Source organism: Paraburkholderia sp. 31.1 (genome assembly GCF_014397645.1).
GTDB lineage: Bacteria > Pseudomonadota > Gammaproteobacteria > Burkholderiales > Burkholderiaceae > Paraburkholderia > Paraburkholderia tuberum.
Genome location: NZ_VZQN01000012.1, coordinates 85,142 through 99,380 on the forward strand (window position 1 = coordinate 85,142; position 14,239 = coordinate 99,380).

At 65.3% G+C, this 14,239-nt stretch carries 15 protein-coding genes; 9 read left to right on the forward strand and 6 right to left on the reverse strand.

What is annotated here, in order from left to right:
- Positions 1 to 10 precede the first annotated feature (10 nt).
- Positions 11 to 1,429: a trypsin-like peptidase domain-containing protein gene (locus tag F6X37_RS11460; protein ID WP_187611370.1), complete on the reverse strand. Its 1,419-nt coding sequence runs from the start codon at positions 1,427 to 1,429 to the stop codon at positions 11 to 13.
- A gap of 327 nt (positions 1,430 to 1,756) precedes the next feature.
- Between F6X37_RS11460 and F6X37_RS11465 the strand changes: the two genes are divergently transcribed.
- From F6X37_RS11465 to F6X37_RS11490, 6 genes are all read left to right on the forward strand, one after another.
- Complete coding sequence (locus F6X37_RS11465; protein ID WP_090809981.1) at positions 1,757 to 2,278, forward strand: 2,4'-dihydroxyacetophenone dioxygenase family protein; 522 nt, start codon at positions 1,757 to 1,759, stop codon at positions 2,276 to 2,278.
- 105 nt (positions 2,279 to 2,383) lie between these two features.
- A complete protein-coding gene (locus F6X37_RS11470; protein ID WP_187611371.1) occupies positions 2,384 to 3,685 on the forward strand; it encodes an MFS transporter in 1,302 nt (433 codons plus the stop codon).
- Positions 3,686 to 3,698: 13 nt separating this feature from the next.
- On the forward strand, positions 3,699 to 4,427 hold the full coding sequence (locus F6X37_RS11475) for an SDR family NAD(P)-dependent oxidoreductase (RefSeq protein WP_187611372.1): 729 nt from the start codon (positions 3,699 to 3,701) through the stop codon (positions 4,425 to 4,427).
- A 90-nt stretch (positions 4,428 to 4,517) separates the two neighbouring features.
- On the forward strand, positions 4,518 to 5,375 hold the full coding sequence (locus tag F6X37_RS11480) for an IclR family transcriptional regulator (RefSeq protein WP_187611373.1): 858 nt from the start codon (positions 4,518 to 4,520) through the stop codon (positions 5,373 to 5,375).
- Positions 5,376 to 5,521: 146 nt separating this feature from the next.
- Positions 5,522 to 6,565: a rod shape-determining protein gene (locus tag F6X37_RS11485; protein WP_013091688.1), complete on the forward strand. Its 1,044-nt coding sequence runs from the start codon at positions 5,522 to 5,524 to the stop codon at positions 6,563 to 6,565.
- Positions 6,566 to 6,587: 22 nt separating this feature from the next.
- Entirely contained in the window at positions 6,588 to 7,106 is a 519-nt protein-coding gene (locus tag F6X37_RS11490) for an SLATT domain-containing protein (RefSeq protein WP_184035137.1), read from the forward strand.
- A 49-nt stretch (positions 7,107 to 7,155) separates the two neighbouring features.
- Here F6X37_RS11490 and F6X37_RS11495 read toward each other — a convergent pair whose 3' ends face one another.
- Positions 7,156 to 7,851, reverse strand: coding sequence for a YceH family protein (locus F6X37_RS11495; RefSeq protein ID WP_187611374.1), 696 nt, complete (start codon positions 7,849 to 7,851; stop codon positions 7,156 to 7,158).
- Positions 7,852 to 8,046: 195 nt separating this feature from the next.
- Here F6X37_RS11495 and F6X37_RS11500 point away from each other — a divergent pair, with 195 nt between their 5' ends.
- Positions 8,047 to 8,301, forward strand: a complete 255-nt coding sequence (locus F6X37_RS11500) for a BON domain-containing protein (RefSeq protein ID WP_187611375.1) — start codon at positions 8,047 to 8,049, stop codon at positions 8,299 to 8,301.
- Positions 8,302 to 8,316: 15 nt separating this feature from the next.
- Here the strand turns inward: F6X37_RS11500 and F6X37_RS11505 are convergent, their stop codons facing one another.
- Positions 8,317 to 8,970: a hypothetical protein gene (locus tag F6X37_RS11505; protein ID WP_187611376.1), complete on the reverse strand. Its 654-nt coding sequence runs from the start codon at positions 8,968 to 8,970 to the stop codon at positions 8,317 to 8,319.
- Positions 8,971 to 8,983: 13 nt separating this feature from the next.
- Entirely contained in the window at positions 8,984 to 11,377 is a 2,394-nt protein-coding gene (locus tag F6X37_RS11510) for a phosphoketolase (protein WP_184060173.1), read from the reverse strand.
- Between the two features lie 220 nt (positions 11,378 to 11,597).
- Here F6X37_RS11510 and F6X37_RS36770 point away from each other — a divergent pair, with 220 nt between their 5' ends.
- Both F6X37_RS36770 and F6X37_RS11515 read left to right on the forward strand, forming a co-directional pair.
- Positions 11,598 to 11,726 carry a hypothetical protein gene (locus tag F6X37_RS36770; protein ID WP_262419862.1) on the forward strand — a complete coding sequence of 43 codons (129 nt, stop codon included), beginning with the start codon at positions 11,598 to 11,600 and terminating at the stop codon, positions 11,724 to 11,726.
- 89 nt (positions 11,727 to 11,815) lie between these two features.
- Positions 11,816 to 12,346 carry an ankyrin repeat domain-containing protein gene (locus F6X37_RS11515; RefSeq protein ID WP_187611377.1) on the forward strand — a complete coding sequence of 177 codons (531 nt, stop codon included), beginning with the start codon at positions 11,816 to 11,818 and terminating at the stop codon, positions 12,344 to 12,346.
- 51 nt (positions 12,347 to 12,397) lie between these two features.
- On the opposite strand, the gene F6X37_RS11520 is transcribed toward F6X37_RS11515, so the two are convergent.
- A complete protein-coding gene (locus F6X37_RS11520; protein WP_187611378.1) occupies positions 12,398 to 13,096 on the reverse strand; it encodes an HAD family hydrolase in 699 nt (232 codons plus the stop codon).
- An 82-nt stretch (positions 13,097 to 13,178) separates the two neighbouring features.
- Positions 13,179 to 14,213 (reverse strand): phosphogluconate dehydrogenase (NAD(+)-dependent, decarboxylating), encoded by a 1,035-nt coding sequence (gnd, locus tag F6X37_RS11525; protein ID WP_187611379.1) that lies wholly within the window; start codon positions 14,211 to 14,213, stop codon positions 13,179 to 13,181.
- Positions 14,214 to 14,239: the final 26 nt, after the last annotated feature.

Below are 14,239 nucleotides of genomic sequence, written 5' to 3' on the forward strand. Positions count from 1 at the left end.
GTTCTACTGATCAGCCAAGCGTTACGTCGACCGATGCTTGTTCACCATCGCGCACCACGGTGACAGACACGCTGTCGTCCGCCTGAGCGATCATGCGGCGCAGTTGCTCGACGCCGTGAATCACCTTGCCGTCGACGGCAACGATGATGTCGCCCGCCTGAATGCCGGCTTCGGCGGCCGGACCGGTGGACTGCTGCACCACCACGCCGCCCGGCAGCTGCGCTTGCTGCTGTTCGTCCTGAGTCAGTGCACGCACGGCGACGCCGAGACGCGGACGGTTTTGCTGCTGCGGTTGTTCCTGCTGCTCTTCGCGTGGCGCGGCCGACGCCATGTCCGACGCTTGCTGCGCGCCCACCGTCACCGCCAGCTTGCTTTCGCCGCCGTTGCGCCACACGCTGATCGTCGCTTTGCTGCCCGGCGACAGTTGCGCGACCTGACCGATCAATTCGGTCGTGTTACCAATATGCTTGCCGTTCACGCCGACGATCACGTCGCCCTGGCGCAGACCGGCTGCGTGCGCGGGACCATTCGGATCGACCGAGCCGACCAGTGCGCCGCCCGTCGAGTCGAGGCCGAGCGCCTTGGCCTTATCGGCGCTGAGCGGCTGCACGCCCACGCCGATGCGGCCGCGGCTTACGTGACCGGTACTCACGAGCTGGTCCTTCACGTGCATCGCCGCGTCGATCGGGATGGCGAACGACAGTCCCTGGAAGCCGCCGGTGCGCGAGTAGATCATCGAGTTGATGCCGATCACTTCGCCGTTCAGGTTGAACAGCGGACCGCCCGAGTTGCCCGGGTTGACCGGCACGTCGGTCTGGATGAACGGGATCGGGCTATCGTCGGAGAACGAGCGCGACTTCGCGCTGATGATGCCCGAGGTCACCGTGCTGTCGAAGCCGTAGGGCGAGCCGATCGCCACGACCCATTCGCCGACCTTGCTGCTGTCCGGGTTGCCGATCTTCACGGTCGGCAGATTGGTCGCGTCGATCTTGACGACGGCGACGTCGGTGGCCTTGTCCTTGCCGATCACGCGCGCGTGGAATTCGCGGCCGTCGGTGAGCTTCACGGTCACGCTGGTCGCGCCGTCGACGACGTGATTGTTGGTCAGGATGTACCCGTCCTGGCTGATGATGAAGCCCGAGCCGAGCGCTTCGCCGCCGCTCTTGCGTTGACCGTTCTCGTCGACCGACGCGGCTTGTTTCACGCCGATATGCACGACCGCCGGGCCATAGCGCGTCACGATGCTGGAGAAGTCCGGTGCCGACGAGCGCGAGCCGACGACATCCGCCGCCGAGTGCAGCGACGACGTCGGGCCCTGCGCGTCGTTCACCGACGCATCGGCATTGCGATGGCTGAGAGCGTACGCGCCGCCGATTGCGAGGACAGCGCAGATCGCAGCGCTACCGCGCCAATAGTTTTTGGTGGTCATAGTCAGGGAGTCTTGCGGAGGGTTACGTGGTGGATGCGTAATGTAGTGGCCTCCACTTAAAGCAGACTTAAAGATGGTGTTCGATCAGAATGCGCGCGCAGGCCTTGTTTTAGGCGCTTTTTGCGTGTCGTGCGGCTTTTATGAGATAGCAACACCTGCATCTTTCGCGCGATTCGAGAACGAGTGCGGCGTCGCTTTATCGTGCCTGACCAGTAATTTCCCCAGGATTGACCCCGCCCAAAGCGGTTCGGATAATAACCATATCGTGGACTTGTTATCCACAATGTGGACATTGCTTTTTTCTGCACACTTCGCGAGGAATTTCCCATGCCAGAGGCCAATCAATCCGACCTGACGCCGTACCAGCTACCGTTCCCGAAGGAAGCGCAAAAGGAAATCGTCGTGCCCTTCGCGATTCCGACCGACGAACGCGTGTGGGTCCCGCAGGCAGAAAACGTGTCGTTCCGCCCACTGTGCCTGAATGCGTCGCAGGGATACTGGATGAATCTGCTGCGCGTACGCCGCTCGGGCGTGTTGAGCCGGCATCGTCATCCGCAGGCCGTGCACGGCATGGTGCTCAAGGGCCGCTGGCGTTATCTCGAGCATGACTGGGTCGCGACCGAAGGCAGCTACGTGTACGAGCCGCCGGGCGAAACGCATACGTTATATGTGCCCGAGGACGTCGAGGAAATGATCACGTACTTCCAGGTCAACGGCGTGATGTTCTATTGCGATCCGTACGGGAACTACACCGGTTACGAAGACGTATTCACGAAGATCGACATGTGCCGCAAGCACTACGCGGCGGTGGGCCTCGGCGAAGACTACGTCGAGCAGTTCGTCCGGTAAAAGGCCGCGCAAGCCCCAACAGAACCAACAGCCAGGACACCGCAATACCGACAGGCACGGCAACACCATTCCCACACAGCAGGACCCATTGCGCAGGAGACAAACATGCTTCAGAAGTCGCAGCGTCTGAAACGTATCCAGGTGGTCGCCGTCGTCTTTCTGACGGTGGCGGGCATCGTCAATTATCTCGACCGCAGCACGCTGTCGATCGCGAATCATCTGGTCAGCGAGGAATTGCATCTGTCCGCTTCGCAGATGGGGCTGCTGCTGTCCGCGTTCTCGTTGTCGTATGCGTTCGCGCAGTTGCCGGTCGGCGCGCTGCTGGACCGTTTCGGATCGCGCGTGATGCTCGGCCTCGGCATGCTCGTGTGGTCGATCGCCCAGGTCGCGGGCGGCTTCATCCAGACGCTCAATCACTTCCTCACGGCGCGCGTCGTGCTCGGCATCGCCGAGGCGCCGCTGTTTCCCGCCGGCGCCAAAGTCGTCAGCGAATGGTTCGCGGTACGCGAGCGCGGCACGCCGATCGGCACCTTCATCTCGTCGTCCACCATCGCGCCGATGATCGCACCGCCGCTGCTCACGGTGCTGATGCTTTCCTTCGGATGGCGAACGATGTTCGTCATCATGGGCGTGGTCGGCGTTGTCGTCGCGCTCGCGTGGTACCTCGTCTATCGTAATCGCAGCGAAATCGCGCTGACCGAAGAAGAAACCGCGCATCTGAACGAAGGCGCGACCGGCCAGGAGAACCCGCAGGGCCTCAGCTGGTCCGAATGGGGCGCGCTGTTCAAGCTGCGCAACACGTGGGGCATGATCTTCGGCTTCATGGGCGTGATCTACATGGTGTGGCTCTATCTGACGTGGCTGCCCGGCTATCTGGAGCGTGAGCGTCATCTGAGCATCGCGCACACCGGCTGGCTCGTCGCGATTCCGTATGTGTTCGGCACGATCGGCATGGCGAGCAGCGGCGTGATCGCCGACTATCTGTTGAAGCGCGGCATGGCGCCGATCCGCAGCCGCAAGTGGCCGCTGTGCGTTGGTCTCGTCGGCGCGGCCGCATTCACGGTGCCGGCCGCCTACACACCGAGCACGACGCTCGCGATCGTCTACGTGTCGCTCGCGATGCTGTTCGTGAACCTGTCGAGCGGCAGCGCATGGGCGCTCGTCAGCGTCGCCGCGCCGCGACATCTGGTGGCGTCGCTCGGCAGCATGCAGAACTTCGGTGGCTATCTGGGCGGCTCGTTCGCGCCGGTGATCACCGGCATCGTCGTCGATCGGACGCATTCGTTCGTCAACGCGCTGCTGATCAGCGCGGCCGTCGCGTTCGCGGCGGCGCTCGTCTATCTGTTCGTCGTCCAGGAAGTGGCGCCCGCGCCGCTCGCGAACTCGATCGAGACCCAACCCACCTGAGGCGGCTTCTCCCATGACGTTCCAGAACCAGCTCCTCGAAGGCAAGACCGCGCTCGTGACCGGCGGCTTGTCCGGTATCGGCGCGGCGATCGCCAACACGCTCGCGCAGCTTGGCGCGCACACGGTGGCGGCTGGTTTGCCGCTGCCCGAAGGCACGCCCGATACGCTCAATCGCGAGATTGCGCGCGTCACGCTGGATGTCCGCTCGGGCAACGCCGTCACGGCCGCGGTGAACGCGTTCGAGCGTCTCGACATCGTGGTCAACTGCGCCGGCGTGATCAGCCGCGTCGAAGAACATCGGCTCGACGTGTTCGAACGCGTGATGGATATCAATCTGAACGGCACGATGCGCGTGTGCGCCGCCGCGCGCGACTTGTTGAAGGCGTCGGCGGGCTGCATCGTCAATACGGCGTCGATGCTGAGTTTTTTCGGCGGCGGTCTCGTGCCCGCTTATAGCGCGAGCAAGGGCGCGGTGGCGCAGCTAACGAAGTCACTCGCGATCGCCTATGCCGCCGACGGCATTCGCGTCAATGCGGTTGCGCCGGGCTGGATCGCAACGCCGCTCACCCAGACGTTGCAGGACGACGATGGCCGCTCGCTGGCGATTCTGGAACGTACGCCGCTGCGTCGCTGGGGCACGCCGGAGGAAGTCGCGCAGGTCGCGGTGTTCCTGTGCTCGCCGGCGGCGTCGTTCATGACGGGCGCAATCGTGCCGGTCGACGGCGGATATCTCGTCGCGTGATCGGGTCGTCGCGTGAAGCGGCGCCGCCGTCGTTCGACGCCATCGATAAAGGCATAATTGCGTCCCCCTGCTCTGCCCTGCCTCTGTGTGATGTCGAGTTCCGCTTCCAAACCCCGTTCCCACGCCGGCGCCGCCGGCCATGACGCCGTCGGGCACGCCGACGACAAAGCCGACTCCAAGGCCGTCGCCGGCGCGGCCGCGTTCTCGAAGTTCATCGCGGTGCTGCAACTGATCGCCGATGCGCCAACGCCGCCCAACGTCGCGAAGCTGAGTGCGGCGAGCGGCTATCCACGCCCGACCGTCCATCGCATCGTCGCGGCTTTGCAGGCTGAAGGGCTGATCGTCGCGAGCGGCAGCGCCAACACCTTCGGCCTCGGACCTCGCCTGATCAACCTTGCGAGCCATAGCTGGGAGCGCTCGGATCTGCGGCTCGCGGCCGTCGATGCGTTGATGGCGTTGCGCGACTTCACATCGGAGACGATCCACCTCGCGGTGCCCAGCCAGGGCGAGATGGTCTACATCGAAAAGCTCGAAAGCCCGCACGCGGTGCGCATGGCATCGCGCATCGGCACGCGCGTGTCGCTGACGTCGAGTTCGGTCGGCAAGGCGTATCTGGCGACACTCAGTGTGGCCGAGCGCGAGGCGCTGCTGAAGAACGCGCCGCTCGAGCGTTTCACCGAGCACACGCTGACCGACCTCGACGCCGTGCGCCGCGAGCTCGACGCGACCGCGCAGCACGGCTACGCGGAAGACCGCGAGGAGAACGAAGTATCGATCTGCTGCTACGGCGCCGCGATTCGCGGCCCGGACGGCCGCGCGGCCGGCTGCGTGAGCGTCAGCATGCCGACCTTCCGCCGCCGCGACGATGTGCAAGCCACTTACATCGAGCCGCTGCTTGCGGCATGCCGCACGATCGCGGCGCGGCTGGGGCCGGCGAGCGGCAGATAGCGGACGATAGTGCGGCCGCGCCCGCCGATAAACTGCTATTCTTGCTGTCGCGCGGCCGCTCTGGCCGCCCGCCGCGTGCAAGCGGCAGACCCCGACAAGCTCCCGGCGGCGCTCACGCGCCCGCCTTCGCAAAGACAGGAATACGCATGTTCGGTTTTCTGCGCGGCTACTTTTCCAACGACCTGGCAATCGACCTCGGTACGTCGAACACGCTGATCTACATGCGCGGCAAGGGCATCGTTCTCGACGAGCCGTCGGTCGTGTCGATCCGCCAGGAAGGCGGGCCGAACGGCAAGAAGATCATCCTCGCCGTGGGCCGCGAAGCGAAGCAGATGCTCGGCAAGGTACCGGGCAACATCGAGGCGATCCGCCCGATGAAAGACGGCGTGATCGCCGATTTCAACATCACCCAGCAGATGATCAAGCGCTTCATCCAGATGGCGCACGAGTCGCGGCTGTTTGCGCCATCGCCGCGCATCATCATCTGCGTGCCGTGCGGTTCGACCCAGGTCGAGCGCCGCGCGATCAAGGAGGCCGCGCATAGCGCGGGCGCCTCGCAGGTCTATCTGATCGAGGAACCGATGGCCGCGGCGACGGGCGCCGGCCTGCCGGTGTCGGATGCAACCGGTTCGATGGTCGTCGATATCGGCGGCGGCACCACCGAGGTCGGCGTGATCTCGCTCGGCGGCATTGTGTACAAAGGCTCGGTGCGCGTCGGCGGCGACAAGTTCGACGACGCCATCGTCAACTACATCCGCCGCAACTACGGCATGCTGATCGGCGAGCAGACCGCCGAGGCGATCAAGAAGGAAATCGGCTCCGCGTTTCCGGGCTCCGAGGTCATGGAGATGGAAGTCAAAGGCCGCAACATGTCCGAGGGCATTCCGCGCAGCTTCACGGTGTCGAGCAACGAGATCCTCGAAGCGCTGACCGATCCGCTGAATCAGATCGTGTCGTCGGTGAAGATCGCACTGGAACAGACGCCGCCGGAACTCGGCGCGGACATCGCCGAGCGCGGCATCACGCTCGCGGGTGGCGGCGCGCTGCTGCGCGACCTCGACCGTCTGCTCGCCGAGGAAACCGGCCTGCCGGTGTTCGTTGCAGAGGCGCCGCTGACCTGCGTGGTACGCGGCTCGGGCATGGCGCTGGAGCGGATCGAGAAGTTCGGCAGCTCGTTTTCCTACGATTGATGCGCGTGCCGAACGCTGAACGATGACGACCCTGCCCGCCTACGAGCCGCCCGTCGACGAAACCGAGCTGCTGTTGAAATGGATTCGCCGCGCGCGCGAATCGCAGATGAGCCATTACGACATGGCGGATCTGCTGTCGGCGCGCGAGCGCCGCATGGGCTGGCTCGTGACCGCGCTGACCGCGTTCGTCGGCACGGCGGTGTTCGCGTCGTTGAGCGCGCCGCCGGTGTCGATCGAGATGCGGATAGTCGTTGGGCTCGTCAGCGTGGCGGCGGCGCTGTCGGCCGCGTTGCAGACGTTCCTGCGCTATGCGGAGCGTGCCGAGAAGCATCGCGCGGCCGGTGCGCGCTATGGCGCGGTGCGTCGGCGGCTCGAAGCGGTGTTTGCCGGCGACCCCGATGCGCGCGAAGCGCACTACCTCACCGGGATCCGTACCGAGCTCGACCGTCTCGCCGAAGACTCGCCGAACGTGCCGCCGCGGATCTTCTATCGCACTCAGCGCACGTTGCTGGCGGACAGGCCGCGTCGGCGTGATGCGTGAAACAGGCGGCCGGGCGCGTTTTCGCCTTCGCTTTCGTTTCCGTTTCAGATCACAGATCGTCCGCGCTGATGCCCAGCTCGGTCGCCATGCGCCGCACGACGGCCTGCAGACGGCTGACTTCATCGGCGAGACGCTTCTGCTCGGCCTTCAGCGCCTCGAATGCCGACAGCGGCACGCTGTCGTCCTCGGCGAGCGCGGACTGCGCGGCTTCGGTGATGCTGACCTCGCCGCACAACAGATGCAACCAGCGATTCTCACGCTCGCCCGCCATGCGCGGCAGCCGGACGACGCGAGGCGGATCGTTCGCGGCCAGCTCGTCGAGAAACGCCTCGACCGACGAAATATCGGCGAAGCCATGCAGGCGCGCGCTGTTCAGGCGCAATTCGGCGGCCGTTTGCGCGCCGCGCAGCAGCAGCGTTGTCAGCAGCGCGATCGACTGTCCCGGCAGCCCGAGCACGCGGTTCATGTTGTGCTCGAAGCGCGGCACGCGGCTGCTGCTGCCCTCGAACACGAGGCTCAGGCGTTTCAGGCCGTCGACGGCGGTCAGCACCTCGGCCTCGGTCGCGCTCATCACCGGCGCGCGGCCGGTCTTCTGATTGCAGCCGAGCGTCAGCGCGTTCAGCGACAACGGATAACTGTCGGGTACCGTGTGCTGTTTTTCGACGAGCACGCCGAGAACACGTCCTTCGAGCGCAGTCAGCGCGCGCAGCGAGGGTCGGGAAGGAGCGTCGGGAGTCGAATTCATGGGATTGCGAGGTCTCGTGGAAGATGCGCGCGCCGTTCGCGGCTGGACGGCGCGTTCTGTCAGGTGGGCACTATGATAAACGCGGCGAGCCCGGCGCGGCGAGCGAATCTACGCTGCCGGCGAAGCGCGCACGCCGGCAAAACCCGCCACATCTGCTAGTGTGAGTTGATCGACATTCTGTTTCGCGGAGAAGCCATGCGGTCCACAAGCTCGAGATCGAGCGAATCTGCCCGCCTGACCGACGCGCAGATCGCCGCCGAAGCAGCGCGCCGTCTCGCGTGGGATTCGGCCGTGCCGCCGCGCGCCGTGCGCGTGAAGGTCGCGCGGGGGCGCATCACGCTGTCGGGCGAGCTTCAGCGCGAAGCACAGCGCGCCGCGATGCTCGAAGACGTGACGCGTCTGTTCGGCGTCACCTCAGTCGCGGACCGGACCGTCATCCGCAAGGGCTGACCTCAGTCAGGCGAGTCAGCTCCCGCCCGCTTGCAGCAGTTCCCGGCAATGCCGCGCGATCTGCCTTTCCTCCTCGGCGTGCAACACCCTCACCTTGCCCGCCGGATCGTTTTCGATGAGCCCAAGAAACGCAAGCCCATCGCATACGCGCCGCCGAACCTCGACGCTGTGCTCGCCGATCCCGCCGGTAAACACGAGCAGATCGATGCCGCCAAGCAGTGCCGCGTACCCGCCGATCGTCTTGCGCACCGCGGTCGCGAAGGCATCGAGCGCGAGTGCCGGCGGGATATGCAGCGGCGCGAAGTGCAGCGCGTCGCGCAACTGACGGCGCACGTCGTCGGTGATGAGCTGGTGCGTGCGCAGATGCGGACCGCCATGCACGACGCGATGCCCCACCGCCGAGGGCCGCGCATGATGCTGTTGCACGAGCACCTGCGAGAGCGCCTGCAACGCCTCGGTCTGCGATTGGAGCAAGTGCTCCTGCTGCAACAGCACGCGGCCATCGGCCGCTCTGATCCGCAGCCGGCCGTCGTCGCGGCCGATGCCCTCGGCCGCGCCTTCGAGCAGCAGTGTTTCGTCGTTGGCCGAGTGGGCGAACAGCCCGAACTTCAGCGATGACGACCCGCTATTCAGCACGAGGATCGTCCGTTCCTGATCGTGGTCGTGCATGGCGCCTCCTCGCTCAGCCTTTCCACGTCCAGTTGCGGATTTCCTCCTTGTCGATCCCTTCCTCGTGCGCATACGCGAGATGCTCGATGATCTGCCCGCGCAGCCACTCCTTCGTATGATCGCCGACGCCGCGCAGCGACGGCACGCGATCGATCGCATCGATCGCCAGCGTGAAGCGGTCGACGCCGTTGATGATCGCGAGTTCGAGCGGGGTATTGATGTTGCCCTTCTCGTTATAGCCATGCACGTGCATGTTTCCGTGATTCTGTCGGTTGTACGTAAGCTTGTGCACGAGCGCCGCATACGAGTGGAAGTTGAAGATCACCGGCTTGCTGGTCGTAAACAGCGAATCGAAATCGCGGTCGGACAGTCCATGCGGATGCGCATGCTCGGGCATCAGGCGGAACAGATCGACCACGTTGACGAAGCGGATCTTCAGCGTCGGGCAGCGCTCCTTCAGGATCTGCACGGCGGCGAGCGCTTCCATCGTCGCGATGTCGCCCGCGCACGCGATCACGACGTCCGGCTCGACGCCCTGATCGGTCGACGCCCAGTCCCAGATGCCGATGCCCTTGGTGCAATGCGTGACGGCCGCGTCCATGTCGAGATAGTCCAGGTGCGGCTGCTTGTCGGACACGATCACGTTCACGTAGTCGCGCGAGCGCAGGCAGTGATCGGCGACGCTCAGCAGACAGTTCGCGTCGGGCGGCAGATAGATGCGCACGACGTCCGGGCTCTTGTTGGTGACCACGTCGAGAAAACCGGGGTCCTGGTGCGTGAAACCGTTGTGATCCTGGCGCCACACGATCGACGTGATCAGCAGATTGAGCGACGGCACCGGCTGCCGCCAGCCGAGCTCGCGCTTGGCTTTTTCGAGCCACTTCGCGTGCTGGTTGAACATCGAGTCGATCACGTGCACGAACGCTTCGTAGGTCGCGAAGAGTCCGTGACGGCCGGTCAGCGCATAGCCTTCCAACCAGCCTTCGAGCGTGTGCTCGCTGAGCATTTCCATCACGCGGCCATCGGGCGACAGTTCGCCGCCGTCGGCGTCGCCCGGTTCGAGCGCGGCGAGCCAGGTCTTGCCCGACGCTTCATAGACCGCGTGCAGCTTGTTGCTCGAAGTTTCGTCGGGACCGAACAGCCGGAAGTTCGACATGTTGTTGCGCATCACGTCGCGCAGGAACGTGCCGAGCACCGCGGTCGGCGACGTATACGCCGCCGCCGGTTTCTTCACGGCCACCGCGTAGTCGCGGAACGGCGGCATATCGAGCATCTTGCACAACAGCCCTCCGTTCGCGTGCGGATTCGCGCTGATGCGGCGCGCGCCCTCGGGCGCGAGCGCGCGCAGTTCTTCGACGAGCCGGCCGTTCGCATCGAACAGCGTTTCGGGGCCGTAGCTGCGCAGCCAATCTTCGACGATCTGCAGACTCTTGCGATTGCTCACCGCATCGGCCACCGGCACCTGATGCGAGCGCCACGAGCCTTCCACCTTGTGACCGTCGACTTCCTTCGGCCCGGTCCAGCCCTTCGGCGAGCGCAGCACGATCATCGGCCAGCGCGGCCGCGTGGTGTCGTTGTTCTGCCGCGCATGCTGCTGGATCGCGCGAATTTCGCCGATGCACTGTTCGAGCGTCGCGGCCATCTGCTGATGCATCGTGTCGGGATCGTCGCCTTCGACGAAATACGGCTTGTGCCCGTAGCCGACCATCAATGCTTCGAGTTCCTCACGCGGAATGCGCGCGAGCAGCGTCGGGTTGGCGATCTTGTAGCCGTTCAGATGCAGCACCGGCAGCACCGCGCCGTCGCGGATCGGGTTCAGGAATTTGTTCGAGTGCCACGACGTGGCGAGCGGGCCGGTTTCCGCTTCGCCGTCGCCGATCATCACGGTGACGATCAGCTCGGGGTTGTCGAACGCGGCGCCGTAGCCGTGCGACAGGCTGTAGCCGAGTTCGCCCCCTTCGTGAATCGAGCCCGGCGTTTCGGGCGTGCAATGCGAACCGATGCCGCCCGGGAACGAGAATTGCCGGAAAAAGCGCCGCATACCGGCTTCGTCCTCGCTGCGGTCCGGATAAATTTCCGAGTAGTGGCCTTCCAGGTAGCAGTGCGCGAGGCTCGCGGGGGCGCCGTGACCGGGGCCGGACAGAAAGATCACGTCGAGATCGTGTTTGCGGATCAGCCGGTTCAGATGCACGAGCACGAAGCTCTGGCCGGCGTCGGAGCCCCAGTGGCCGAGCAGCCGGTTCTTGATGTGCTCGGCCTTCAGCGGTTTGCGCAGCAACGGGTTGTCGCGCAGATAGATCATGCCCACCGACAGGTAATTGCATGCGCGCCAGTAGCGATCGAGGTTGCGCAGCGTATCGGGGTCCAGAACTTCCGGTGGGGTGGGATGCGAGGTTGCTTCGGCCATGGCGTCACTCCTCGAAAAGAACTGTCAGGCTGGTTGGCGGATGATGCGGCGCACTCGAAACGAAGCCGGGCGGTGCGAGTCGAATGTACTAAGCTGCTCAAACCGGGGCGAATGCTTTCTACCCCTCCCAGTATGTCGCGCTGAATGTGGCATTCGTGCTGCAACTCCTTGCGCTGTCTGCTTTCTTTTCGTGATCTTCTGTCTCAGGTCAATGGCCGCCATGTCGACATCTCCCAGTGCGCTCAAAGTGCTCGTGGTCCTGGTCCTTACGCTCGTGTTCACATTCCTGGCTGTCGCCATACCGATCGGCATATTCGGGCTGCTGGTCAAGCTGTTCAGCCACGTCTAGCACAGCGAGCGCCACGGAATGTGTATGCTCGCTGAAAGACCGGGCGCGGCATTGGCAACGCGCCGCTCATTCATCGCAAGGAGAGTGCCTTGACCGACCACACCGACAACCCGCCCGCATCGCAACCCGATCCCGAATTGCAGGCGCTCGCGCGCGAAGTCTTCGATCTCGCGCGGCGCGGCGATGCGACGATGCTCGCGGCCGTCATCGAGAAAGGCGTGCCGCCGAATTTGCGCAACGAACGCGGCGACAGCCTGCTGATGCTCGCGAGCTACCACGGCCACGTCGACGCGGTGCGCACGCTGCTCGACCGGGGCGCCGATGCGAACCTGCGCAACGACGCGGGCCAGACACCGATCGCGGGCGCCGCGTTCAAGGGCTTCGACAAGGTGATCGAAACCTTGCTCGCGCATGGCGCCGACGTCGAAGGCGCATCGCCCGATGGCCGTACCGCGCTGATGATCGCGGCGATGTTCAACCGCACCGCGATCGTCGATCTGCTGCTCGCGCACGGCGCGGACCCGCATGCGCGCGACGCGAACGGCGTCGGCGCGGCCGATGCCGCCGCACGGATGGGCGCGGCCGATACCCAGGCGCGCCTGAAAGCGCTGGGCGCGTGAGCCCGCGATGTCACCCATGAAACGGCGCCCGCACCACGCGCGCGGCGCCGCCTAGTTGCCCTTCGCGCTACGCAACAGTGTTTCCACGTCGAGCTCCGCCAACTCGCCGATCCGCCCGACCGTCACGTCCGCGGGCGGATTGCTCGCGATCTGCTTCGCATCGAACGCATAGTGTCCCTGGCGCGGAAACACGGTGGTCAGTTCCGCGCCCCATGCCTTCTTCATCGCGCTCAGAATTCGCAGCTTATCGTCGACCATCACGTAATGGCGCGCCGGATAGCATTCCATCACCTGGTCGAGCATCAACTCCTTGTGGATGTAGATCAACACGCGCCCGTCGACTTCGTCCCACAGGCCCGAGCGCGAAATCTTGCGCGGCTGGAACACGACGTCGCCATCCGACAGGATCACCGTCGGCCCGTGCTTGCCGAGATGCCGCAGCGCGTCGAGCGCACCCGGATAGAGCCGGTTCGCAAACGGATACTCGATCAGGAACGACGACATCAACAGCAGGCGCGTGTCGCGTGGATGCTCGGTCCGGTAGCGCTGCAGCGCGCCGAGGTAGTCGGCGTAACCGAGTTCCGTGCGCAGGTTTTCGAAGATTTCCCAATAGCGCGCACTGTTCTCTTCGCCGAACTGGCCCATCATGTGCGCGCGTAGATCCTGCAGCACGTGATCGTTGTCGAGCAGCGTGTTGTCGCAATCGAACAGAAACACGACGTCGTGCGGCGTGGCGGAGCTGACTGGCATCGCGGTTCCTTGTGGCAAGTTCGGCGGGACGGTTCGGCGGGTCGGCGGGTCGGCGTGATAGCGCACGCGTGGATGGCCTCGGCTACTTCAGCCCGCCGTCCGGCGCAACGGGTTTTTCCGCGTGGCCGCCGAAATCGTGCCGCATCGCCGACAGCACGCGATTCGCGAAATCGGCTTCTCCGCGGGAACTGAAGCGCGCGAACAGCGCCGCGCTGAGCACCGGCGTCGGCACACCTTCGTCGATGGCCGCCGTGACGGTCCAGCGCCCCTCGCCCGAATCCGATACGCGGCCCGCGTAGCCTTTCAGTTCGGTGTCGCTGGCGAGCGAGCCGGCGATCAGGTCGAGCAGCCACGAGCCGACCACGCTGCCGCGCCGCCAGACCTCGGCGATATCCGCGAGATTCAGATCGTACTGATACAGCTCGGGACGGCGCAGCGGCGAGGTCTCCGCATCGGCCTCGCGCGCGTGCCGGCCGGCGTCGGCGTGGCGCAGCACGTTCAGACCCTCGGCGTAGGCGGCCATCAGCCCATACTCGATGCCGTTATGAACCATCTTGACGAAATGCCCCGCGCCTTGCGGGCCGCAATGCAGAAAGCCCTGCTCAGCGGTGCTCGCGCCCGCCGCGCGGCCCGGTGTCGCGCTCTGCGTGCCCGCGCCGGGCGCCAACGTCGAGAAGATCGGTTCGAGCCGTTTGACGACCTCAGCCTCGCCGCCGATCATCAGGCAGTAGCCGCGCTCGCGCCCCGCGACGCCGCCGCTCGTGCCGACGTCCACGTAGTGAAGCTGGCGCGCGCCGAGTTGCTGGCCGCGGCGGATGTCGTCGTGGTAGTAGGAGTTGCCGCCGTCGATCACGACGTCGCCCGGCTCGAGCAGCGGCACGAGCTTGTCGAGCGTCGCGTCGACCACGGCGGCGGGCACCATCAGCCACACGGCGCGCGGCTTGTCGAGCTTCGCGACGAGGTCTTCGAGCGAGCTCGCGCCAGCCACGCCTTCCTGCTTCAGCCTGTCGACCGCCGCCGGCTGCACGTCGTAGACGATGCACTGCTGAGCTCCCCTGGTCAGGCGCCGCACCATGTCGGCGCCCATTCGTCCCAATCCAATCATGCCTAGCTGCATGGCTCGCTCCTAAAGATGCTGCGTTG